Below are 23,818 nucleotides of genomic sequence, written 5' to 3' on the forward strand. Positions count from 1 at the left end.
GGAATTAATTCCCTCGCTAGTGATTTTTATTATGAATATATACTCATGCACGTTAAACTCATAAACTTTGAACGACCATAAACCCTAAACTTTCTTAGCAGGATTCCCAAATACCGTTTCACGTGCCTTTACAGTTTCTACTACTACCGAACCCGCTCCTATTCTTGCTCCTTTACCAATTTTTACACCTGCTACAATAGTCACTCCTGAGCCGATAAAAACATTATCATCGATAGAAACCCCTGGGCCAACGATGCTCCCTGCTCCAATCTGAACGAAATCACCAATTTTAGCATCATAGTCAACAATTACACGACTGTGTAATAGATTATGACTACCGATTTCAGCACGAGCATTGATAATTGTTCCCGCAGAAATCAAATTGCCATGTCCGATAGTTGCCGTTTGCGCAATCGCAGTTTGCTCATGAATAGCATTTACTGGCTGAACCTTTTTATCGTCATGTAGCATTTCTACTAAATTTTGACGCACTTTCAACTCGTCGATAGCAATAAATACTTCACATCTTTTCCCGATAAGTTTGGTATAATCTTCGTCGTCAGTACTACCCATCACGATTACATCGTCTATTTCGGTATTGTGCAATTCCTTGTTGTCATCTAAAAAAGCATAGACCACAACATTATTTGTTTTGAAAATATCAAGGGCGACAGCTCCTAAACCACCTGCACCTAAAATCATTACTGGATTCTCCATAATTTTCTCGATTGAAACATCGAGTTACAATTTTACTCCGTTATTTATTTTATAAATTACTTTTCCGTCTTTTACTAATTCAAATTCAGCCTTTTGCCCTAAACTTATTTCTTGGGTAGCACTAAATGTTAATCCAGTGGCATCTATTTCATCTGTTCCAAAAAATACTGACATATCGCCAATTTCTTCAATGACTGAGCTTTGCGTAAAATAGTCTCTTCCTTTTACGGGTCTTTCGTTTCTATTAATGGCAATATCAGCTTGATAAGTAGTATTTCCTTTTTTGATAGTAACATTTCTGATGATTAAATCATAAATCACTTTATCGTTTACAGGAATGGCTTCATATTCGCTAATATCTTCTTTTTCATACGATTTATCTGCAATCATCTTCAAACCTGTCAGGATAGCAACGAAATTCAGTTGACGAATATACTGTTTCTCAGGGTCATTTTTAAAACCTCCCGATTCTATCAAAATCAAGGTAGAACCCCATTTTTGAATATTATCACCAAAAGCACGAGGCTCGAAATCAGAAGGCCATTTTCCTACAGCATTCGGAATAAATGGCTGTAAAGCATGATTCATTCCTACGATAACCAACATTGCTTTCTTTCGGGTTTCGTTTACTTCTTGGGCTTCGTTATAGGCCGTTGCCAAAAACGAAATAGTAGCCAAATTTCCCGTTTTGCCTGCGGAATATCGCCTGCCTTTGTCATGAAGATTAAAAGCAAAATCTGGCTTTAAGTCAAACACTAGTTTTTTCAACAATGCTCCTTCTGGTGTTTGCAGTGCCAGTGCATCACGATTCATATCAATGCCCAATGCTGTATAGCGACTCCAAGCTTCTGCCCCGTCAGGATTTAACATCGGAACGAAATAAAAAGTGCATTCTTTCAGCAAGTCTGTACGTAATTGATTCAATTGCTGGTCGTCTACAGTCGAATTTGTTCTGTTTTCCAAGAAATTAAAAATATCCATCAAAGCCATCGTAGCCGTTGCTTCATCACCATGCATCTGTGACCAAAGTAATACTTTTGTATTTCCTGTACCACATTTTATCATATATATATCCCTGCCTTCACTAGAGAGGGTAGCTTTAGAAACCTCAAATAATGGATTGATTTTTAGTCGCTCAATGTTGGCAACTAAAGTCTGATGACCGAACCTACGCTTGGTAATACTTTGTTCCTTAAATACCTCATGGTATCCATGAAGCATTTCTCCTACATTTTGAGCATAGTTTGCTGATATTGAATTCATAATAAACATCACGTAAAGTACTAAAATCTTTTTCATGGGACTTGGGCTTGAAAGTTTATAAAAACTCTTCATTGGGTACTTTATACTTGTTTACCCCTATTTTCTGAGCAGTATAAATGCCTGAATGTCCAGAAAACGCATAGGCCATTATACAAGCAATCGCTAAATAAATAGCAGACTGTGCACCGAACAATTCTATTCCCATTAAAGTACAAGCAATAGGCGTATTGGAAGCTCCCGCAAAAACACCAACAAAGCCCATACCTGCCAACAAAGCCAGAGGAAGCGGTATAAAACTAGTCAATGCATTGCCCATCGTGGCACCGATATAAAACAAAGGCGTTACTTCTCCTCCCTTAAAGCCCGATCCCAATGTTAACGAAGTAAAGAATATTTTAGCTAAAAAATCATAAAAAGGTAACTTTTCAGTAAATGATGCTACAATAACGGGTACGCCCAAGCCATTGTATTTTGAAGTACCTACCAGCCAGAAACACAAAGCCAAAAGTACTCCGCCAATTACGGGTCTTAAAGGAGGATATGAAATATTGGCTTTGAATACATTGCTCCAAAAATGTGTACTTTTAGCAAAGAGCATACCGACTAAGCCAAATAGAATTCCTGCTAACATAGACCACACGATGGGTAAAATTGCCAAATGTGGTCCTGATAAAATAGGGTAATGTGTATGCCCCACATGCCATAATTCCTGACAAGTATAGTCAGCTAATAGTGCCGCAAAAAGACTTGGTAAAAGCGCATCGTATCGTATTTTACCAATAAAGGCAACCTCCAAGGCAAAGATAGTTCCTGCTAGTGGCGTTCCAAAAACAGAGGCAAAACCAGCACTTACTCCCATCATTAACAGGATTTTGCGGTCATTATCATTTAGTTTGAGTGGTTTTGTCAGCGTATCTGCAATAGCCCCACCCATTTGTACTGCGGTTCCTTCCCTTCCTGCAGAACCACCTACAAAATGTGTAATGATGGTAGTGAGATAAATTAAAGGCATCATTTTGAAAGGGATAATTTTATCAGGATGTTGAATTTCCTCAATTAGCTGATTGTTCCCTTTGGCTATATCTTGTCCAAAATAATGATAGATACTGCCTACAGCCAAACCGCCCAAGGGTAAAAGCCATATTAACCACGGATGGTTTTCTCGATAGTGGGTCGTCCAGTCTAACGTTTCTAAAAAGAAAGCCGAAGCCGAACCAATAGCCAAGCCAACAATCATCGCTACTAAAAGCCACTTCAAGGTAAATTTCAATACAAAGATTTGTTGGTTCATTCTAGTGATGAGTATCTATTTACAAACAAAATTACGGAATGTATTTCAAATAGCTTTGCGAAACCCTTGCAACAAATAGTTGATTAATTGTTTTTCATTAGTCTCATTTGCAAAGTACCCTTCCCTAATTTACCCGAAAAAATAATTTTTCAGAAAAATGAAAAAGATTTGAACCTATTTTTAATTTCAATGTTATAACATTAAATGTATAAACATTAATTATCAAAAAACAATATTTAACAATGGCAACTTCAACTTGGGCTATCGACCCTTCGCACTCAGAAATTCAGTTTAAAGTAAAACATTTAGTGATTACTACAGTAACAGGTAACTTCAAAGAATTCAGTGGTTCAGTAGAAGCTGGTGATGATTTTGATGGCGGATCAATTTCATTTGAAGCCAATACAGCTTCAATTAATACAAATAGCGAACAACGTGACGGACACTTGAAAAGTGCTGATTTCTTTGATGCTGAACAATTTCCAACATTATCGTTTAAATCAACTTCATTTACAAAAGATGGTGATGATTTTACTTTAGTGGGTGACTTAACGATTAAAGAAACTACTTTACCTGTAAGTTTAGCAGTAGAATATAACGGAACAGCAACTGACCCTTGGGGAAATGTAAAGGCTGGTTTTGAATTAAAAGGAAAAATAAACCGTAAAGATTTCGGTTTAGCTTGGAACGCAATCACTGAAGCAGGAAGTGCGTTAGTAAGCGAAGAAGTGAAATTAATCGCTAATGTACAGTTAGTGAAACAAGCATAATATTAGTTTGGAAGTGGGAGTTTTGAGTGCTGAGCTTGTAGATTTGAGAAGGTAGAGGGGATAGCTTTGTCAACTCTTAAAGAGTTGACAAAGCTGAGAAAGTTGTAGATTGGAGTCTTTTTTTAAGTACAATCTCATGGCTAAAAGCTCACAGCTCAAAGCTGATTATTAAATAATCAAAAACAATGGAAACGACTTTAGGAACAGCCGTCAAAAAAACATTATATAAAGCTGGTACTCGTGGACAGGCTGACCACGGTTGGTTGAAAACTCGCTTAACATTTTCATTTGCGGGGTATCACGACCCTAAAAGAGTACATTTTGGTGTGTTAAGGGTCTTGAATGATGACCAGATTGCTGGTGGAAAAGGTTTCGGTATGCACCCACACGATAATATGGAAATCATTACTATTCCATTGGAAGGCGTGGTTGAACACCGAGATAATCAGGGCAATCATGGCATTATCACGAAGGGCGAAGTACAAGTAATGTCGGCTGGGACGGGCGTTTACCATTCAGAGTTTAATCATCTTAAAGATGAAACTTTAAAATTATTTCAGATTTGGCTTTTCCCAAACAAAGGCAACGTTACGCCTCGCTATGGTCAAATGAAATTCGATGTGGCAGCACAGCATAATGATTTTCAATTATTAGTTAGTCCTATCGAAGCCAACATTCCAAATACTTTGGGTATTCATCAAGATGCGTATTTTAGTATTGGGAAATTTGAGGCTGGCCAAGAATTTACCTACAAAATCAATCGTGAAGGCAATGGTTTATTCATTATGGTTGTAAATGGCAGTGTAAACGCAAGTGGAGAATTGTTAGAATTACGCGACGGCTTAGGCTTAGAAAATATTACAGCGGTAAATTTCAAAACCGAAAACGGCGTTGAATTATTGTTGATGGAAGTTCCGATGGAACTTGAATAATTTTGAGGGTTTGTTTTTACCCCGCAGATTGGCGGTGATTTTTTCGCAGATTTACGCAGACAAATAATATCAGCGTAAATCTGCGCAATTAATCTGTAATATCTGCGGGTAAAAAATAAACAAAACCTAGATTCATTTGGTTAAAAGAATAATTAAAGTAATATTTTTATGTCAACTTTAATCTTATAACCTTATTATAATGCTTATCAGATTGGTCTTATTATTCGGTACTTTCCTCTTGATGGAAGGAACAGCATGGTTTACACATAAGTATATCATGCATGGTTTTATGTGGCGTTGGCATCGTTCTCATCATGTACATCATAATGAGGTATTGGAAAAAAACGATTTGTTCGCTATAGTGTTCTCAGCTGTATCTATTATTACGATTGGTTTGGGAAATTTTGTACCAGAACTTTGGTACTTATTTTGGGTGGGGATGGGAGTAACTTTATACGGAATTTTTTACTTTATCTTTCATGACATCATTGTGCATCGCCGGATAAAAATTAAATTTGTGGCAAAACACCCCTATTTGAAACGGATTATGAAAGCACATTATATCCACCACAAAGTACATGAACGAGAAGGTGCAGAAGCTTTTGGCTTTTTGTATGCTCCGAAAAAGTATGAAGACACAAGGAAATAAAAACTAAATTCTTTCGATATTTTCTTCCTTGACAAAATCCATATTTTGATATTTCAGAAAGACCTGTGCCAGTACAATAATGTCTTCGCGACAATAAGAGGCTATTTTCGGCAAATCTTTTTCTTGGTAATAAGTCTGATTTACTTTGTCGCCACTGAGTTCACTTTTACTACTTGGAATATCAAAAATACAAGCCAGTAATTCTAACGAAATATAGTGCTTTTTATCACCAAATTTCCACATTTCTAAAGTGTCAAAATGTGGAATTTCCCAAGGTTTTTTACCTGAAATCTGTAATGCTTTAGGAATCTCGATATTGTTTACCAACATCCTTCTACACAAATATGGGTAGTCGAATTCCTTTCCGTTATGCGCACAAAAAGCTAGGTTTGATTTATATTTTTTTTCAATTAAGCTCTTGAATTCACTCAAAACCTCCGCTTCATTATCACTACTGATAGATTTTACTTTTAGGCAAATCTCCTGTTCGTCATTCCAATGAAAAAAGCCTAAGCCAATAGATACAATCTTACCAAATTCAGCATAAATTCCAGCACGGTCAAAGTAAAACGCTTCATCATTCAACTCATTTGGATTCGTCAAATAACTCGCTTTATGCAACCATAACGCTTTCATCCTTTCAGAAAGCAAATTGAAATTACTTTCCCCAGAAACGGTTTCTATGTCGATAAACAAAAGACTTTTAGCAAATTTTTGAAAATCCATAATTGTAGGGTAGCTGTGAGTGATGAGCTTTAAGCTATCAGCTTTGTAATTGATTAATATTTTAAAATTCGCTCTTTAATCCTTTTCATAAATGTTTTTGTTGTAATAAATCCTAAAGTCTTAAGTCTGTTGTCTAGCATCCAAAATCAAAGCCTTCAATCCTAAAGTCCTCTAGTCTTAAAGTCTTGAGTCTTCTGTCTAGCGTCTAAAATCAAATCCCAATCCTAAAGTCCACTAGTCCTAAAGTCTTGAGTCTTCTGTCTAGCATCTAAAGTCTCCCCCAAAAAAATTACTCATGCAAGATTCCCTCTAACTCCAATTGTTTAATCCGAATCAAATTTTCTTCGCGAATAGACTCAGGCACAAAAACAAATTTTTTATCAAACAATTGATTACCAATAAAATAGCTCACCCAGTATTCATTATTCAAATGAAAAACATCAGGTGTGATTATTTCTACTTTAATAATTCCTTTCGCTGGAACATCCTTATAAAAGTGGCGTAATTGTGACGTCTTTATTTCTGTACCATCAGGATTATGACCATACCCACGAGAATTAACAAAAACATTCGCTAGGTCTACCGACAAACGGTTAATTAAATATACATCCCATTCAACTTCATTTAGGTCATTTATCTTTCTAGCAATCGCTACTTTTACACCTTCAACATTAGGAAATTCTATATCTTTTTTCATTAAATCTTATAAAGTTGTGTGCCATCAGCTTTCGGTCTTCAGCTTTCAGCATTGTATGATTAATAGTCTTTTAAGTAAGGGCATTATTTTTTGATAGCCGACATCCGAAAGCTTAAACCCTATCGCTTAAAGCTTCTATTTCAAAAATATCTTGTAAATGCTTAGCCATTCTATCTGAAACCTCTTGAAAGTCTTGAGGCTTTCCTAGTTCTTGTTCAATAGAAGTAACGGCTTTATCTTCAATGCCACAGGGCACGATGTGTTTAAAATAATTCAAATCAGTATTTACATTCAATGCAAAACCGTGCATCGTTACCCAGCGACTAGCTTTCACGCCCATCGCACAGATTTTTCTTGGATTTTTCTGTTCGACATAGTCAATCCAAACGCCCGTTAACCCTTGGATTCTTCCAGCATCAATCCCAAAGTCTGCACAAGTACGAATCACGCTCTCTTCTAAAAAACGCATATACTTATGAATATCTGTAAAGAAGTTTTCCAAATCAAAAATCGGGTATCCTACCAATTGTCCTTTGCCATGATAAGTAATATCTCCTCCCCTATTGATTTTATAATATTTAGCCTCATAGTTTTCAAGACCCGCTTCATCTAATAACAGATGTTCTGGCTTGCCACTTTTTCCCAAAGTATAAACATGAGGATGTTCACAAAAAAGCAAATAGTTTGGCGTCAGCACCTGACTATCAAGCGCTAAATGTTTGTTATTAAGTTTTACACCAACTATTTCTGCATGGAGTTTCTCTTGATAATCCCATGCAGTTTGGTAATCTATTAATCCTAGATTCTGGAAAATTACAGTTTTATTATGAATCACTTTCTTCTAATTTATCATCTATACTAAGATTAATTAACGATTTCTTAAAGATTAAAGTTTCTTTACTAGAAAGAGTAAACCTTAAAACTGATAGCTGATACCTCATAGCTGAAGGCTCACTTCTCAAGGCTTAAAGTTTCCTTTAAAATCCACTTCCTTGCGATGAAAAGGGTCAATTAACTTATCAATCAAATCTGCTAGTTTTGCTCTGGTAATTGGCTGATTTTTATCTGGATAGTCTTTCATGATACTCGCCAAATAATCCGCAGGTACTGGTTGGATTTTTGTCAGTATTTCAAAGGCATCATCCGCCACTAATTTTTCTAACAACACTTGTTCGTTAGCTTGCATATTCAAATTAGGGAAGAAGCTTTTTAAGGAGGCAATAACCGCTCCATTTGTCATCACCGAATCGGGATAAAACCACGTCTGATTAGACCATTTGTAGTTTTTACCTTGTCCTTTCAAAATACCCGTTGCTCCTATTCGCTGAATGGCTTCAAAGTTAGGATGGTCGGGCTTTACATCCAAATAAGGCATTAAATAAGCCTTTGATTTCAATAAATTATCTTGTACTTTTCTAATAGAAACCTCTTTCGGATGGCGTTTTTCTTGTATGGCAATAGCCGCTAAAGTGCCTGCTGCTTGTCCGATACCCATGACAACGGGTTGCAGGCGACTAGCACCACTCACCAAATTGGAAACTGAAATAGATTTTTCGGCTACAATCAAATCATCTACATTGTTGGGAATCAGGCTTCCTAAAGGAATATTAAAAGAAGGCACAGGCACAAAATACAAATCTGGTGCATCCTTGTTCTTTCCATGATGTTGGTCGATAGGATAATCACCCACGGCAATACCTGTCCGATACAATGGCTCAGGTTGGTCAAAAGGTTTTTCTAAATGATTCATATTGGCTGTTGCCAACCCATGTATTCTACGACTTTCACGATGATACGGAATCAGTGGTAATTTATCAGCAGTCGGAAATTCATCCGCCAACCCTAAGGTATTCCATCCTAATTCTTTTTGCATAAAATATACAAAGTTTAGGGTATGGTCTTTCGCTTTCTGAATTGCTTCTTCCCTTTGCACATCATTCATCTCCACCATGTTTACATAAAAATCATTCCCATTAATGGGCCAATTAATCATGTATTTATCATTTTGCAATTGTCCATAGGTTTTCATCTGCTGACAGTCCCACAAACGCTTCATTTGTTTATCAGGACAGAGTTTTTCACAAGCACATATAAACTCATCTTTGTTATATGCTCTGGGCTTACTAATCGTTACATCTTTGTGGTAATCTTTCAGAATAGCTACATAGGTCAAATCTTGCACGATATGATTAGCTTTTTCTGGTGCAATTCTTTCTTGATAGGTAGCTTGGGCATCCATCCCTACATCGTATTTCACCCCTACTTTTGCAGCAACGTCTCCTAATTCTGTAGCATCTATTAAAATTTTAGCAGTGATTAAAATATCATCTGAAAACGTTAATTGCCACTTCTCTGATTTTTTCTGAATGTTTAATAATTTGACGGATGAAATCACAGAAAGATTTTTTTCTTTGGCACACATCTCTCTCAAAATTTTCTCGGCGACCGAAGGCTCAAACATGACCTGACTTACCCACCCAGAAGCTAATGCCTGTTTACTGCCATAGTGCCTTTCAAGCTTTGCTCTGAATTCGTTCCAAAGACCAGAGGGCAAATGATGGTTTCCATCAATAGCACTTACTCCTGATGAGGTAAGCATTCCACCAATCCATACGCTTTCTTCTACAATAATCGTCTTCACACCCATCCTCGCTGCTTGAATCCCTGCCATTACGCCACTTGTTCCTCCGCCTACTATCAACACATCAGTATTGTATTTGCTTTTGCCCGCATGGGCATTGAACCAGAAACAACAAAGAGCAAAGAGGATAGAAAGAGTTTTCATGGTTTCTTGGGTTTTATTTCAGACTGGAGGACTTGAAGATGCAAGATATAATTTGTATCACGAGTTTTCAACTCGTGCATGATTGTTTTAACGAGTTGAAAACTCATGGTACAAAAAAATCCCTTCTCCTAAGGAAAAGGGATTTTGCCTATCTGATTTATACTTATTTTATTACAAATCTACTGCAACACCATACGCTGCTTCAGCTGCACCTTTTACAGCTTCAGAAATAGTTGGGTGCGGGTGAATAGCAGTCATGATTTCGTGAGCAGTCGTTTCTAATTTACGCGCTACCACTACTTCAGCGATTAATTCAGTAACGTTATAGCCAATCATGTGAGCACCCAATAATTCACCGTATTTTGCATCAAAAATTATTTTCACAAAACCGTCTCTTGCACCTGCCGCTGTTGCTTTTCCAGATGCCACGAATGGGAATTTACCTACTTTGATGTCATAACCAGCTTCTTTTGCTTTCTTTTCAGTCAAACCTACAGAAGCAATTTCAGGCGTACAATATGTACAGCCTGGAATGTTTGAATAATCTAAAGGCTCTACTTTATGACCTGCAATTTTTTCAACACAAATGATCCCCTCTGCTGAAGCTACGTGTGCTAAAGCTGGGCCAGGCGTAACATCACCAATAGCAAAATAACCTGGGATGTTAGTTTCGTACCATTGGTTTACTAAAATTTTACCTTTATCAGTAATAATACCAACTTCTTCTAAACCAATGTTTTCAAGGTTAGCAATTACACCTGCTGCTGACAATACGATATCACAATCAATTGAAATATTGCCATTTGGTGTTTTTACAGAAACCTTACATCCTTCACCAGTAGTATCTACTGTTTCTACAGAAGAATTTGTATAAATATCAATACCTAATTTTTTATATTGTTTTGCTAATTCTTTCGAAACGTCTTCGTCTTCAACAGGAACAACGTTTGGTAAAAATTCAACAATCGTTACTTTCGTTCCCATTGCTGCATATACATAAGCAAATTCAACACCGATGGCTCCAGAACCAATGACAACCATTGTTTTTGGTTGTTTTTCTAATGACATCGCCTTGCGGTATTCAATTACTTTTACGCCATCAATTGGAATATTTGGTAAAGCTCTTGCTCTTCCGCCCGTAGCAATCATGATGTTTTTAGCATCATACACTGTTACTTTTCCATCTGCAGCAGTTACTTCAACTTTTTTGTTTTTTAAGGCTTTTCCAGTACCCATAATCACATCAATCTTGTTCTTTTTCATTAAGAATTGAACACCTTTTGACATGGAATCGGCAACACCACGAGAACGCTTAATGACTGCTCCAAAATCAGCGTGAGATTCAGAAACCGTGATTCCGTAATCAGCAGCGTGTTTGATGTATTCAAATACTTGTGCAGATTTTAGTAATGCCTTCGTAGGAATACAACCCCAGTTCAGACAGATACCACCTAAAGACTCACGCTCCACTATCGCACACTTCAAACCCAATTGCGAAGCACGGATTGCCGCTACATATCCACCAGGACCTGAGCCAATCACGATTAAATCATAAACTTGTGCCATTTAATTTTTATTTTTTTAAGGGTAATTTCAAATTTTATGCTACAAAGATAAGGATAAGCGTGGAATTGAAAGGGGCTTATTAATAAGTTTTTCCCCTAACTATCATACCTTAATACATATACCTTTAAGTTTTGTTGACAAAAAAATACGCTATCCTAAGATTTTTGCTGTACATTAGTCTAACGAAAAACACTATTTTTTGATTCCCTATTTAGAGCAATGGAAAATATTTCAAAAAAAACTTTTGAAGAAACAAGTTATTTATCTCATGAATCTTGGTTTGCCAAACAGTATCCCGATCAAGAAAAGCGTTTGAATACGATTCGTAAATGGCAAAAAAGTATAGAAAACAATACCATTGATTATTGGCTCCACGAAAGATTATTTGAATTAGCCAACCCTTTAATTAATGCAGGCGAAAGCTGGCTTACCGTTGGTGATGGCTACGGTTTTGATGCTAATTATTTTAAGCGTAAAGGCTGTATTGTAATGGCAACGGATATTGGTGGCGCTTTTTTGCCTTTAGTAAAAGACCTCCACCTGATTGATAATTTTTCGGTTGAAAATGTTGAAAAATTAACTTTTGAAGACAATTCATTTGATTATGTCTTTTGCAAAGAAGCTTATCACCACTTTCCAAGGGCTTATTTGGGTGTTTACGAAATGATTAGAGTAGCCAAAAAAGCCATCATTCTAACGGAGCCTCAAGACCCCTTAACAAAAATGCCTTTGATGCTGGCGGTTAAAAATATCCTCGACCGCTTTGACCCTACCATTTTACAGAAGTATTGGAAAAACCGTTATTCCTTTGAAGAAGTAGGCAATTATGTTTTCAAATTGTCGGATAGAGAAATGGAAAAAATAGCAATGGGCATGAATTTACCAGCCATTGCTTTTAAGGGTATCAATAATTCATATTGGAAAGCTGGACTCGATACAGAAATTGCCAATAATAACTCAAATGCTTTTCGTAAAATTCAATCTAAACTTCGTCGAGATAATTTTTTGTGCAAACTAGGAGTTTTGCCTTATCAAGTATTAAGTGCCGTTATTTTCAAAACATTACCTACACAGGACACAATTGCTAAACTAAAAAATGAAGGGTATTTATATTATGAATTCCCGAAGAATCCTTATTTATAGATACATTATTGTACAGTGAAAAGCCTTTTCGGCAAAGCCTTCTAAGTCAAAAATTTAGAGGGCTTTGTTTTTCTAGCTATCTTTGTAAATAGAAGACTTTACCTATTTTAGGTAATTAGCCTTAACATTAACAAAACAAATTTATTTTAACGCATGACAAAAGACAGGTTCAATGACCTGAAAGCCAAAGTAGAGGCTTTGAGGGGGTATCTTTGACTACGATAATAAGAAATTCCAAATTGAGGAGTTAGAAGTAATTACGCTTGATCCCAATTTTTGGTCGGATTCTAAAAAAGCAGAATCGACGATGCAAAAAATTCGGGGTTTGAAGTTCTGGACATTGGGTTTCGACCAGTTAAATACTTATGTAGGCGACCTTGATACTATCTGGGAATTCTACGAAATGGGTGAGGCTACCGAAGCGGAAGTAGATGCCGAAGGGGAAAAACTAGAAGCAAAATTGGCTGAGCTAGAATTCCGCAAAATGATGTCGGAAGAAGGTGATAGCATGTCGGCAGTACTAGAAATCAACGCAGGTGCAGGAGGCACAGAGTCGCAGGATTGGGCAAGTATGCTGATGCGTATGTATATTATGTGGGCAGAAAAAAATGGCTTTAAAGTAAAAGAAGCTGACCATAATGATGGTGATGTAGCGGGTATAAAATCTGTGACGCTAGAGATTGATGGGGAGTTTGCCTATGGAAATTTAAAATCAGAAAACGGCGTACACCGTTTGGTGAGAATTTCTCCTTTCGATTCCAACGCCCGACGTCATACATCATTTGCATCTGTTTATGTATATCCTTTAGCGGATGATTCTATCGAGATTGAAGTAAACCCAGCAGATATTGATTGGGATACTTTCCGTTCGGGTGGTGCTGGTGGACAAAATGTAAACAAGGTGGAAACAGCCGTTCGTTTAACACACAGACCTTCGGGTATTATTATTGCTTGCCAACAAGAACGCTCGCAGTTGATGAATAAGGAAGTTGCTTTGAGGCTCTTGAAATCTAAACTTTATCAAATAGAAATTGATAAACGTAATGCTGCCCGTGCGGAGGTAGAAGCAGGTAAAAAGAAAATTGAGTGGGGTTCACAAATCAGAAGTTATGTATTGGACGACCGTCGTGTAAAAGACCATAGAACGAATTATCAAACATCTAATACCGACGCTGTGCTGAATGGCGAAATCAATGAGTTTATTAAGGCTTATCTGATGGAAGCTTAATCAGACTAAAGGTTGTTGGACTTTAAGACTTTAGATGATTTGAAGCTAAGAAGATTAAACGATTAGTAGCGGTAGCCCTTGCGGTTACCGTTTTTTTGTTTTCAGACAAAATAGCGTAACCGCAAGAGATTTCCTAAAGTAGCAATACTATCCTAACTCATTTTCTTTCATTCCGACTAACATTTCTGTTAAACCTCTGAGCTTTGAATGACTTGCAGGAATACATAATTTAAAAACAATTAGTTTTTTGTAGAGAATTTCTCTGTATAAATCTGTATCATTTTCATACTCCCTCAGCGATGTTATATAAGTAAGACTAACTAACTCTTTGAATAAATCTATTCCTAAGTCCAATTCTTGCGCTGTTTCTACGCCATTAGGATATGATTCAATAAACACGTCTGCCGCAGCAAGCATTATTTTGTAATGATGGATATCATTAAGCTTTTTATAATTCTCTATGCTTTTTCTTATTTCAGAAACCATTATTAATTGTCTATTTGAGGTAAACATTTTGGATTTATTTGCTCTTTCGGAGTACTAGATTTTAACCAAAGGTCACTTTTAGTATTATTGATGATTAAAGACTGTATTTTACCTCCAGGGGTATTATAAACTGTATTGGGAGTAGCATTAGCAAATTGTTTAGTTGGAGCTATGAAAGATTGAAAAATGACATTGTCGTCAACAAGGGATTTAATCGTAAACACATCGTATTCTGCACTAACACTACTTAAAGGTAATCCTAATTTTTGTTCTAATTGCGATGGATTTGCCTTTATCCAATTGTATTCTGATTCCGATAGATAATACGGAGACGGAGAATTTATGTTACCTCCCTTATAAACAATTTTATAGAGAATTTCATTTTTGGCTACTGTTACTTTTACAGGGTCAGAATTTTCAGCACCTGAATTTATTACACCCGGTAAATAGTTGTTAGCATCAGCAAGGGTATTATACATTGCTTTCATTTCACCATCCAATATAGGGTTAGTTTGTTTAAAATCATTATAATTACGTCCAATTGTTTGAAATGTTGTATTACTCCAATTCTTTGCTGGAAAACATTTATCAATCCAACTATTCCAAAAATCTGTTCGCTGTGCAACCCAATTGACAGTATCAGAACTTTCTTTGGCTCCCAGATAATTATTCTGTTTAGAGTACTTATCATTTCGTGCTTCTACACGAGCAATATCTTTATAATTTCTTTTCGCCTTCTTTGAAGACTTTTTTGAATCATCATCATCAATTGTAGCATCAATAACAGATTTTGTAGTAGTAGCATGATTAATAATTGCTTCAGCTATTTCCAAAAAGTTAGTATTCCCAATCGTTTTTCCTGATTTTTCGAAAAGAGCTACATCTGCTTTACTAGGCATTGCTAATGCCAAAATGGTTGAGCAGAAAAAGAGAATTTTGGTAAGAGTCATTTTCATATTCTTAGTGTTTACGGTTTAAAAAATTGATTTATAGATTAGGCTGTGTGATACTAGCCTTAATTTTCAGTATAGATTTTTCTAGTGATTTGAGGCTCCCCAGCAAATAGAGGACACATCCTTCATATTATTTTAAATACTTCATTCAAATTTCACTCAATATTCAATTTTCTTTATAAAAACCCAAAATTCATCAATAAAACATTTTCTTTTTTTATTATACGGTATATTGCAAACAAAAAACCTCCTCTTCGTAGTTGTTTTACACAAACTACAAAGAGGAGATTAACGTCTTTAAACCTTACATCACATATTTTACTACTCCGTTTTTATCTATCCACTTCACCCATTACTAAATCCATTGAGCCAATGATAGCTACTAAGTCTGCAAGCATTGCTCCACGGCTGATTTCTGGAATGATAGATAAGTTATGCAACGAACAAGCCCTTGCTTTCAAGCGAACAGGAATATCCGAACGTCCGTCAGTACGAAAAAAGAAGCCTAATTCACCCTTTGGATTTTCGGCACGAGTATATAAATCCATCGCTTGCGGACGAATCTTTTTAGGTACTAAGGCTTGTGGATTAAACTCAATAGTGCGTTTATGGTCATTAGTAAGTTGAATCAAACATTGCTCAATAATCTTGATAGACTCATCACATTCCAATACCCTTACATAGTTCCTATCCCAGCAGTCGCCCACAGTTCCCATTTCTCCTTTGCCTACAGGAATATCAAAATCAAGTTCTGGATATACCGAATAGCCATCTACTTTACGTAAATCTACTTTCAGCCCCGACCCTCTTAATACAGGCCCTGTACATCCATAATTGATGGCCAAAGCCATTGGTAATACGCCTACATTGGCTGTTCGTTGGATAAAGATTTTGTTTTCAATAATCAACTCCCGTAGCTCAACCATTTTAGGTTTCAGGTAATTGACAAACTCTAAACAACGTTCTTCAAAGCCTACTGGTAAATCATAAAACAACCCTCCTACCCAAATATAATTGTAGAGCATCCTTGCCCCTGTTATCCATTCTAACAATCGTTGAATATGCTCGCGGTCGCGCATTACCCATAAAAAAGCCGTGTATGCTCCGATATCTAATCCATAAGTACCCACAGCCACAAAGTGTGAGGCTAGTCGATTGAGTTCGGCTACCAATACACGAATATATTCGATGCGTTTAGGGAGTTTACCTTCTAACTCCAAGAGTTTCTCTACGCCCATTACATAGGCGTGTTCTGAATTCATGGCGGCCAGATAGTCCATTCTATCCACATAAGGAATGATTTGATTGAATGGCAACGACTCTGCGTGTTTTTCAAAACAACGATGCAAATACCCTAAATGTGGCACAACATCTACGACAAGCTCACCATCAGAAACCACTTCCATCCTCAAAACCCCGTGTGTAGATGGGTGCTGAGGACCAAGCGATAAAATCATCTCTTCCGACTTCAAATCCTTTAATTGGTGTTTGTTTGAATCAGAAAGGCGAAAATTTTCGGGCTTGTATTGATACTGTACCATATTAAGTGTTGTGTTGTGAGTTTAGAGTGAGGAGTTTTGAATTGTGAGTTGTGAATGAGGAGTAATATTTAAATTTCACTCATCACTCCAGACTCAAAACTCATCACTCAAAAAGTTATGGCTTAAATTTTTCGTATATTTCTTTGCCAGTGGCTACGTCTTTACCCCAAAGTTCGATATAAACCACAGAAGGCATCATGCCACTTTCATCTACTTTAACAAATACTTTTTTAAGAATTTGCATTTTACCATTAATCGGGAATAATGCTACAGGCTCTCCTTCTGGGGTAAGTTTCACAACAAACCTTCTTTTACGATAAGCCAAAAAGTGCCCGTCATAGCTTTCTTTTTCTGTAGCTACTTCTTTGGTATGTAATCCATAAGCAAGCGTACGCTGAATAGATGTCAGCTCTTGCTTATGTCCGCCTTCGGCATATTTTATCCAATAAGTATGAACTGGATTTTTAGGATTCAATTTTTTATCCGCCATCAAGTTGGCATCATATACTACCGTGTTGGCATTAGAACTTCGTTGAATATAAAACAAACGAATATCTGAATCTGGAGGAGTCGGGAATACATCGTTTGAAGCAACCGTCTTATTTTTTTGTGCTAAACTATTGAATACAAATAGAATAGAAATGAGGATAATTGTTTTTGAAAATCGCATTGTTAATGTTATTGTTTTCCCCAATTTTCATGTTGAAAAAACCAGAGAACAAGCAGTTAAGATATCTTATTGATTGCTTCAAGCCAATTTAATATTCTTAAAAAGAACATTTGTAAATTGGGAAGCTCAAAGGTAACAAAGCTTCTCAAGATTTTTGTTCCATAAAAAGTAATTTGCTTAATTTTCTACGAAAGAATTTCAATTTTGTTGTTTGAAAAATGTATAAATGAGTAAACGGTAATTTATTAGTCATGAGATTAAGAAAAGATTTAAACGACAAAGGAAATTTGTATTTTTAGGAGATTAGGCTTCTAATACGATTCTCATTCAATAATTCATCTAAATTTGTATTATTCCCAACATAAATAATACAGTAAAGAATAAAGCATGAACATTCTCATTATTGAAGACGATGAAAGAATAGCCTCTTTGGTAAAACGAGGATTGGAAGAAAACGATTATACCGTAACGATTGCGTATGATGGTATGATGGGTAAGAAACTGGCTTTACAAAACGACTATGATTTAATCATTACTGATATTATTCTCCCCAAACTTAATGGCCTTGAGCTTTGTAAAGATATTCGTGCTGCCAAACCCAACACATTAATTATTATGCTGACGGCTTTGGGAACGACTGATGATAAAGTAGAGGGCTTTGATGCTGGAGCAGACGATTATCTGGTAAAACCTTTTGACTTCCGAGAACTTCATGTCCGTATCAGGGCTTTGACCAAACGCCAAAGTAGTAAAACGGGTCATCAAGGTTTTATCTTAAAGTATACTAATTTGGAACTGAATAATCAGACCAAAACCGTGAATCGTTCAGGAATAGACATTGCCCTTACGCCCAAAGAGTTTAAACTGCTGGAATATATGATGCGAAATGCGGAGAGGATTTTGAGCAGAACCGAAATTGCCGAAAAAGTTTGGGATACACATTTTGATACAGGTACTAATTTTATCGATGTATATATTAACTATTTACGCAAAAAGATTGACAAAGACTTTGAACCCAAGCTTATTCATACAAAATCTGGAATGGGCTTTATCTTTAAGGAAGAATGAAAATCAGAGAGAGGCTTAGTTTACTTTTTACGTTGCTCACAGCGGCAATAATATTGGTTTTTGCGGCTTTAGTATATTATGCTGCTTATCAAAACCGAGAAACTGAGTTTTATAATCGCCTCAAAAAAGAAGGCATTACAAAGGCTAATCTTTTCTTTACTGCTAAAGTAGACACAGCAACATTACAAAAAATCTATAAAAACAACCGCGAAACCATTAATGAAGTAGAAGTAGCGATTTATGATACTACTTTCCAACTACGATACCATGATGCGTTGGATATTGACTTTGTCAAAGAAACAGAACAAATGATAGATGAAATTCGTAAGAAAAAAGAAGTACGTTTTTATCAAAAGGAATGGCAGGTAATCGGGTTACTTTTTCATGTAGACCAAAAGGATTACATTATTATGGCAGCAGCTTACGACCAGTTTGGTTATAAAAAGTTGCAGAATCTTCGAAATACCATCCTCATTATCTTTATCTGTTCTATCATCTTCATTTATGCCACAGGGCGTTTTTTTTCTAAAAAAGCGTTGTCGCCCGTTACCGAAATTGTCTATAAAGTAAAAAGCATTACAGCCTCCAATCTAGATTTACGGCTGAACAATAGTATAGGCAAAGATGAACTGGCTGAGCTCTCTAGCACTTTTAATGAAATGCTCGACCGTCTGGAAAAATCATTTGATGCTCAGAAACAATTTGTTTCTAATATTTCGCACGAACTCCGAACGCCTCTGGCCTCGATGATTACTGAATTAGAGCTTTCGACTCACAAAGAAAGAAGCATTACTGATTATCAGATTGTTATAGAGAATGTCTTGACGGATGCTCAGAAATTAGCGAGACTTTCAACCAGTTTATTAGATTTTGCCAAAGCGAGTTATGACCCTTCGGAGATTTCATTTAAAGAAATTCGCTTAGACGAAATTTTATTGGATGCACGCCAACAAGTACAGCGAAAAAATCCTAGCTACCTGATTGACATTTTGTATGAAAATGAAGTAGAAAATGACGACGAGATTTCTATCAATGGCAACGAATACTTATTGAAAGTAGCTTTTGCAAACCTTTTTGAAAATGCTTGTAAGTTTTCAGCAAATAAAAAAAGTATCGTGTCTATTTCGGTGCAAAATGAAAAAGTGGTGCTACACTTTTCAGACGAAGGTATCGGTATTGATGAAAAAGAACTTTCTCAAATTTTTACGCCTTTCTATAGAGGAAGTAATAAGAAATATAGCGAAGGGCATGGCATCGGACTATCGCTTACTCAAAAGATTGTAAAGCTACATGATGGTGAGATTGCTGTTAGCTCTGAAGTAGGCAAAGGCACAAAATTCACACTTGAATTTCCGCATCTTTAATATATCCTTAGGGGCGTATTGCATACACCCTTTTCTTGAAAATGTGAAATACTTGGATAACTACAAATACCATTAGTCCCTACCTTAATTTTCTAATGATTTTCTAATAATTTTCTAAAAGACCTCTAACTAACATTGTCCATTAAATAACCCAATTTTACCGCACAATCAAAGATTAATAAGATGATGCGGCTTCGAGAAATTCCCATAATTATTTGTCTTCTTGTACTAGTAGGCTTTTCATCCATAGCACAAGAAATTTATACTTTACAAAAAGCCTTGCAAACAGCAAAAGCAAACAATCCTGTTCTGAACACTCAACAGCTCAATGTTGGTATTGCAGAATCAGACATTATTACGTCAAAGCTTCGTCCTAATCCAAACTTGAACAATCAGACGCTGGTTTTAACTCGCCCGTCTTTGTATCCTGCCAATACAGATTTGGTAAGTCCACAAAACCGACAAGTGTGGTGGCAATTGACTAAAGTAATTCAGTTACCTGCCCAACGACAAGCCAAAATAGACTTTGCTGAGAAAAAAACTATTCTTTCTCAGAAAGCTTTTGCAGAAACTGAACGCAATGTTTTGCAAGATGTAGCGATGAAATGGCTAGATGTTTGGGTTGCCCGCAAACAATTAGAAATTCTGAGAATTGCTAAAAACAATACTGATAGTTTGGTAAGCATCAATAAAATCAGGCTTGGGAAAGAAGTGATTACATCAACTGATCTTGCTAGAACCGAATTGCTGGCTAATCAATATGCCTTGCAACTCAAATCAAACGAGCAAGTGTATCAAAATGAATTATCCAATTTAAAATTTTTATTAGGTACTCAGGGTGATATTGATATTGATGTAAATGATAATTTCCTATTTACTTTCTCGCCTCGTTTAGATTCGCTCTTACAACAAGCCCTTGGCAATAGAAGTGACATTCAGGCGTATCAGGCAAGCATTCAGGTGGCTGAAAGCAATATTAAGTTACAAAAATCACTGGCAACTCCCCAACCAACATTGGGGGCTATTTATAACCCACAAAATACTGCCCCTTACGTTGGTTTTTATGGCTCTATAGATATTCCTTTTTTTGCTAGGAATCAGGGCGAAATCAAAAAGTCGTATTTACAAAAACAACAAGCTGAAAAAGGTTTGCAGGCAACACAAAGCCAGATTCAAACTGAGCTTTCTACAGCTTATAATGCTTATCAAGTACAAAAACAGAATATTGAGCAGTTTAAAGATTTGCTAACAAAGTCTGAGAATATTCTGAGTAGCGTAAAATATTCTTATTTACACGGAGGAACAACCATTGTAGATTATCTGGAAGCCCAACGCAGTTGGTTAGATACTCAGCAACAATATTACGATACATTACAACAATATCGCCAAAGCTATATTCAATTGCTGTATGCTTCTGGTTTAATTAATCAAATGGCTCAATAAAACGATGAAAAATACCTTAAAAATAACACTGTTTTCTGTTTGGTTCCTTGCTGCTTGCGGAGGAAAAGAAAATCAAGGCGTTAAGAAAGTGGATGTATTGCCAAAAGTGCAGGAGAATGGCAGCAAAATTGTTTTCCCAACTACGCCAAGCATGCGTTTTTTTGCTACGGAAACCTTAGGGAGTTCTTCGCTAAATGATGAAGTGACAGCACCTGCTAAAGTCTCGGCGACGGTTGTTTCTTCACAAGAGGGAGCTTCGCAGAATATTATCTTATTTGAAAATTCTGATTTAGCAACCAACTATACGTCGTTGTTACAACATTTACAAAATATCAGACAAAAAGCTACCATTATTCAGCAAAAGAAAACCGTTATCGCACGCAAGAATGTGGAAGTAAAAAGGTTTGAAGATTTGTTAAAAAACGGTGCAGGTACGGGAAAAGATGTAGCCAATGCTCAGGTAGATTTATTAAGTGCAGAAACAGAATTAGCAATAGTTCAAAATGATTTGGCCAACGAAAAAACAGCCATTATTGAACATGAAACCAAGCTAAAAACAGGGGGATTTAATCCAGAGGCTTTGAGAAATGCGCCAACAGGTAAAGCATTTATCATTTGTGATATTCCTGAAAACCAAATAAGTAAAATTAAAGAAGGTGGAAATTGCACGTTACAATTCACGGCTTTTCCTAACGAAAAATTTACAGGTAAAATAGAAGAAGTAGCTGATGTAATTGACGAATCGACAAGAATGGTGAAACTAAGAGTTAGCTTAAACAATCCTAACCAGAAGTTGAAAGCAGGAATGTTTGCTACTGTTTCATTTGGCGTAAGCGAAGGGGCTCATATTAATGTTAATAAAAATGCGTTGGTAACAGTTCAAGGGAAAACCTATGTTTTCGTCAAAAATGACGCTAATACTTTTGACAGAAGAGAAGTAAGCGTTGGGAATCAAATAGGTGATAGAGTTATCATTTTTAGTGGACTGACCAATGGTGAAAGCATCGCTATCAAAGGGGTTATGCAGTTGAAAGGTTTGAGTTTTGGATATTGAGTTTTTCGAGACTTTAAGACGTAAGACACAAGACTGGATGATTTTATGACTTGAAGACGAAAACCAATTACTAGTCACCAATTACTAATTACTCAAATGAAAGATGTAAGAGCAAAAATTTTAAAAGGCGATTTCAGCACTTTGTTGGGCTTGGATAGCGACAAAAATTTTGTGCATCCCAACGATGTCGCAATCCTTATTGGCTCTTTACCCCTAGAGGTTGCCACACAGTCTTTGATTTCTCTGCCCAAAGCCTCGCAAGCTAAAGTATTTGCCTACCTTAATTTCGACTGGCAGTTACAAATCATCAAAGGGATTTCTAAAGAAAAAGCCTCTGTCATTCTTAATAATTTACCTTCGGATGACCGCTTTGAGTTTTTCTCAAAATTGGTGGGAATAGAACAATCTCATTTCCTTGAATACCTATCAGAGAAAAATCGGGCTGAAACACATGATTTTTTTGGATATCCTACCAACAGTATTGCTCGCTTAATCAACACAGAATTTTCTACGATTGCAAGGCACATGACTGTTGGTGAAGCCATTGACCACCTCAGAGAACATCCGAATGATACAGAAGCGGCCAATGTGATATATGTGATAGATGAAGAAGGCAAGCTAGTAGATGATATTCCTATTCGCAAATTGGTGCTAAATGAATCCTACAAATCTATTGAAAGTATTTTGGATGGTTTTTGTGTAAGCCTGAATATTGAAGACACGAAAGAAATAGCCATTGATAAGTTTAAAGAATATGACCGCGATGTATTGCCAGTAGTGGGTGATAAAAATGTTTTGATTGGTGTATTAACAGCCGATGATGTACTGGATTTTGCTGAACAAAGAGACACCGAAGATATTCAAAAATTCGGGGGGTTAGAATCATTAGATTTTCCATATGTAAAAACGCCAATACTGACGCTTATCAAAAAAAGGGCTGGTTGGTTGATTGTACTTTTCCTAAGCGAAATGCTAACGGCTTCGGCAATGGGTTATTTCGACGATGAGATTTCAAAAGCAGTGGTGCTTGCCCTTTTTATCCCTTTGATTATTTCAAGCGGTGGTAACAGTGGTTCTCAAGCCGCAACGCTCATTATTCGGGCAATGGCCTTAAAAGAGATTTCTTTCAGTGACTGGTGGTTTGTGATGAAAAGAGAATTTTCATCGGGTATTGTCCTAGGAATTATACTTGGTGCTATTGGCTTTATCAGAATTGTCATTTGGCAACACCTTCACTGGTTTAATTATTCAGAACATTATTTATTAGTAGCCACCACGATATTTTTCTCGCTAATTGGCATTGTAATGTGGGGGACATTAAGTGGTTCAATGATACCGATTGCTTTGAAGAAATTAGGCTTTGACCCTGCCACCTCCTCTGCCCCTTTTGTGGCTACTTTGGTAGATGTAACAGGACTTATCATTTATTTCAGCATTGCAGCTTTCCTATTAAAAGGAACGTTGCTTTAATT

The 23,818-nt window shown here is 36.5% G+C and carries 22 protein-coding genes; 10 read left to right on the plus strand and 12 right to left on the minus strand.

From position 1 onward, the window contains the following. Window positions 1–84: 84 nt before the first annotated feature. The 3 genes from AC07XN_RS02975 to AC07XN_RS02985 are packed head-to-tail and all read right to left on the minus strand — an operon-like array spanning window position 85 to window position 3,271. Window positions 85–717, minus strand: a complete 633-nt coding sequence (locus AC07XN_RS02975) for a NeuD/PglB/VioB family sugar acetyltransferase (protein WP_309924583.1) — start codon at window positions 715–717, stop codon at window positions 85–87. 24 nt (window positions 718–741) lie between these two features. Beyond that, window positions 742–2,016 carry a M14 family zinc carboxypeptidase gene (locus AC07XN_RS02980; RefSeq protein ID WP_494741984.1) on the minus strand — a complete coding sequence of 425 codons (1,275 nt, stop codon included), beginning with the start codon at window positions 2,014–2,016 and terminating at the stop codon, window positions 742–744. A gap of 19 nt (window positions 2,017–2,035) precedes the next feature. Beyond that, a complete protein-coding gene (locus tag AC07XN_RS02985; protein ID WP_494741985.1) occupies window positions 2,036–3,271 on the minus strand; it encodes a voltage-gated chloride channel family protein in 1,236 nt (411 codons plus the stop codon). A 242-nt stretch (window positions 3,272–3,513) separates the two neighbouring features. On the opposite strand from AC07XN_RS02985, the gene AC07XN_RS02990 reads away from it, so the two are divergent. The 3 genes from AC07XN_RS02990 (at window position 3,514) to AC07XN_RS03000 (ending at window position 5,622) form a co-directional block, all read left to right on the plus strand. Then, window positions 3,514–4,041, plus strand: a complete 528-nt coding sequence (locus tag AC07XN_RS02990) for a YceI family protein (RefSeq protein WP_494741986.1) — start codon at window positions 3,514–3,516, stop codon at window positions 4,039–4,041. Between the two features lie 185 nt (window positions 4,042–4,226). After that, a complete protein-coding gene (locus AC07XN_RS02995) occupies window positions 4,227–4,973 on the plus strand; it encodes a pirin family protein (RefSeq protein ID WP_494741987.1) in 747 nt (248 codons plus the stop codon). Window positions 4,974–5,172: 199 nt separating this feature from the next. After that, a complete protein-coding gene (locus AC07XN_RS03000) occupies window positions 5,173–5,622 on the plus strand; it encodes a sterol desaturase family protein (RefSeq protein WP_309924589.1) in 450 nt (149 codons plus the stop codon). A 3-nt stretch (window positions 5,623–5,625) separates the two neighbouring features. On the opposite strand, the gene AC07XN_RS03005 is transcribed toward AC07XN_RS03000, so the two are convergent. The 5 genes from AC07XN_RS03005 to lpdA all read right to left on the minus strand — a co-directional run bounded on the left by AC07XN_RS03005 (window position 5,626) and on the right by lpdA (window position 11,396). Continuing rightward, window positions 5,626–6,348, minus strand: coding sequence for a 3'-5' exonuclease (locus AC07XN_RS03005; protein WP_309924590.1), 723 nt, complete (start codon window positions 6,346–6,348; stop codon window positions 5,626–5,628). 289 nt (window positions 6,349–6,637) lie between these two features. After that, the gene (locus AC07XN_RS03010; protein ID WP_309924591.1) at window positions 6,638–7,045 is read right to left on the minus strand and encodes a hypothetical protein; all 408 of its coding nucleotides are present in this window, start codon (window positions 7,043–7,045) and stop codon (window positions 6,638–6,640) included. A 112-nt stretch (window positions 7,046–7,157) separates the two neighbouring features. Then, window positions 7,158–7,880 carry a lipoyl(octanoyl) transferase LipB gene (gene lipB, locus AC07XN_RS03015; protein WP_494741988.1) on the minus strand — a complete coding sequence of 241 codons (723 nt, stop codon included), beginning with the start codon at window positions 7,878–7,880 and terminating at the stop codon, window positions 7,158–7,160. Window positions 7,881–8,003: 123 nt separating this feature from the next. Next, window positions 8,004–9,830, minus strand: coding sequence for an FAD-dependent oxidoreductase (locus tag AC07XN_RS03020; RefSeq protein ID WP_494741989.1), 1,827 nt, complete (start codon window positions 9,828–9,830; stop codon window positions 8,004–8,006). 171 nt (window positions 9,831–10,001) lie between these two features. Beyond that, entirely contained in the window at window positions 10,002–11,396 is a 1,395-nt protein-coding gene (gene lpdA, locus AC07XN_RS03025; protein ID WP_309924595.1) for a dihydrolipoyl dehydrogenase, read from the minus strand. 219 nt (window positions 11,397–11,615) lie between these two features. Here lpdA and AC07XN_RS03030 point away from each other — a divergent pair, with 219 nt between their 5' ends. Beyond that, on the plus strand, window positions 11,616–12,539 hold the full coding sequence (locus tag AC07XN_RS03030) for a class I SAM-dependent methyltransferase (protein ID WP_494741990.1): 924 nt from the start codon (window positions 11,616–11,618) through the stop codon (window positions 12,537–12,539). A 153-nt stretch (window positions 12,540–12,692) separates the two neighbouring features. Beyond that, window positions 12,693–13,767 (plus strand): peptide chain release factor 2 gene (gene prfB, locus AC07XN_RS03035; protein WP_492801271.1). Its coding sequence is split into 2 segments (ribosomal slippage): window positions 12,693–12,752 and window positions 12,754–13,767, totalling 1,074 coding nucleotides; the frame shifts between segments, so codons are not numbered across the junction. A gap of 147 nt (window positions 13,768–13,914) precedes the next feature. Here prfB and AC07XN_RS03040 read toward each other — a convergent pair. The 4 genes from AC07XN_RS03040 to AC07XN_RS03055 form a co-directional block, all read right to left on the minus strand. Then, window positions 13,915–14,253 carry a hypothetical protein gene (locus AC07XN_RS03040; RefSeq protein WP_494741991.1) on the minus strand — a complete coding sequence of 113 codons (339 nt, stop codon included), beginning with the start codon at window positions 14,251–14,253 and terminating at the stop codon, window positions 13,915–13,917. A gap of 2 nt (window positions 14,254–14,255) precedes the next feature. Further along, on the minus strand, window positions 14,256–15,209 hold the full coding sequence (locus tag AC07XN_RS03045; protein WP_494741992.1) for a hypothetical protein: 954 nt from the start codon (window positions 15,207–15,209) through the stop codon (window positions 14,256–14,258). 329 nt (window positions 15,210–15,538) lie between these two features. Continuing rightward, the gene (locus AC07XN_RS03050; protein ID WP_494741993.1) at window positions 15,539–16,747 is read right to left on the minus strand and encodes an NADH-quinone oxidoreductase subunit D; all 1,209 of its coding nucleotides are present in this window, start codon (window positions 16,745–16,747) and stop codon (window positions 15,539–15,541) included. A gap of 115 nt (window positions 16,748–16,862) precedes the next feature. Beyond that, on the minus strand, window positions 16,863–17,417 hold the full coding sequence (locus tag AC07XN_RS03055) for a DUF4833 domain-containing protein (RefSeq protein WP_309922884.1): 555 nt from the start codon (window positions 17,415–17,417) through the stop codon (window positions 16,863–16,865). A gap of 387 nt (window positions 17,418–17,804) precedes the next feature. On the opposite strand from AC07XN_RS03055, the gene AC07XN_RS03060 reads away from it, so the two are divergent. The 5 genes from AC07XN_RS03060 (at window position 17,805) to mgtE (ending at window position 23,816) form a co-directional block, all read left to right on the plus strand. Continuing rightward, entirely contained in the window at window positions 17,805–18,485 is a 681-nt protein-coding gene (locus AC07XN_RS03060) for a response regulator transcription factor (protein WP_309922886.1), read from the plus strand. Then, on the plus strand, window positions 18,482–19,849 hold the full coding sequence (locus tag AC07XN_RS03065) for a HAMP domain-containing sensor histidine kinase (protein ID WP_494741994.1): 1,368 nt from the start codon (window positions 18,482–18,484) through the stop codon (window positions 19,847–19,849). Before AC07XN_RS03060 ends, AC07XN_RS03065 begins: the two co-directional genes overlap by 4 nt. A gap of 183 nt (window positions 19,850–20,032) precedes the next feature. Next, window positions 20,033–21,292 carry a TolC family protein gene (locus AC07XN_RS03070; RefSeq protein WP_309922890.1) on the plus strand — a complete coding sequence of 420 codons (1,260 nt, stop codon included), beginning with the start codon at window positions 20,033–20,035 and terminating at the stop codon, window positions 21,290–21,292. Window positions 21,293–21,296: 4 nt separating this feature from the next. Next, window positions 21,297–22,346 carry an efflux RND transporter periplasmic adaptor subunit gene (locus tag AC07XN_RS03075; protein WP_494741995.1) on the plus strand — a complete coding sequence of 350 codons (1,050 nt, stop codon included), beginning with the start codon at window positions 21,297–21,299 and terminating at the stop codon, window positions 22,344–22,346. A 96-nt stretch (window positions 22,347–22,442) separates the two neighbouring features. Continuing rightward, window positions 22,443–23,816, plus strand: a complete 1,374-nt coding sequence (mgtE, locus tag AC07XN_RS03080; RefSeq protein WP_309922894.1) for a magnesium transporter — start codon at window positions 22,443–22,445, stop codon at window positions 23,814–23,816. Window positions 23,817–23,818: the final 2 nt, after the last annotated feature.

The organism is Arcicella sp. GW458-12-2-14-TSB2 (assembly GCF_059423785.1).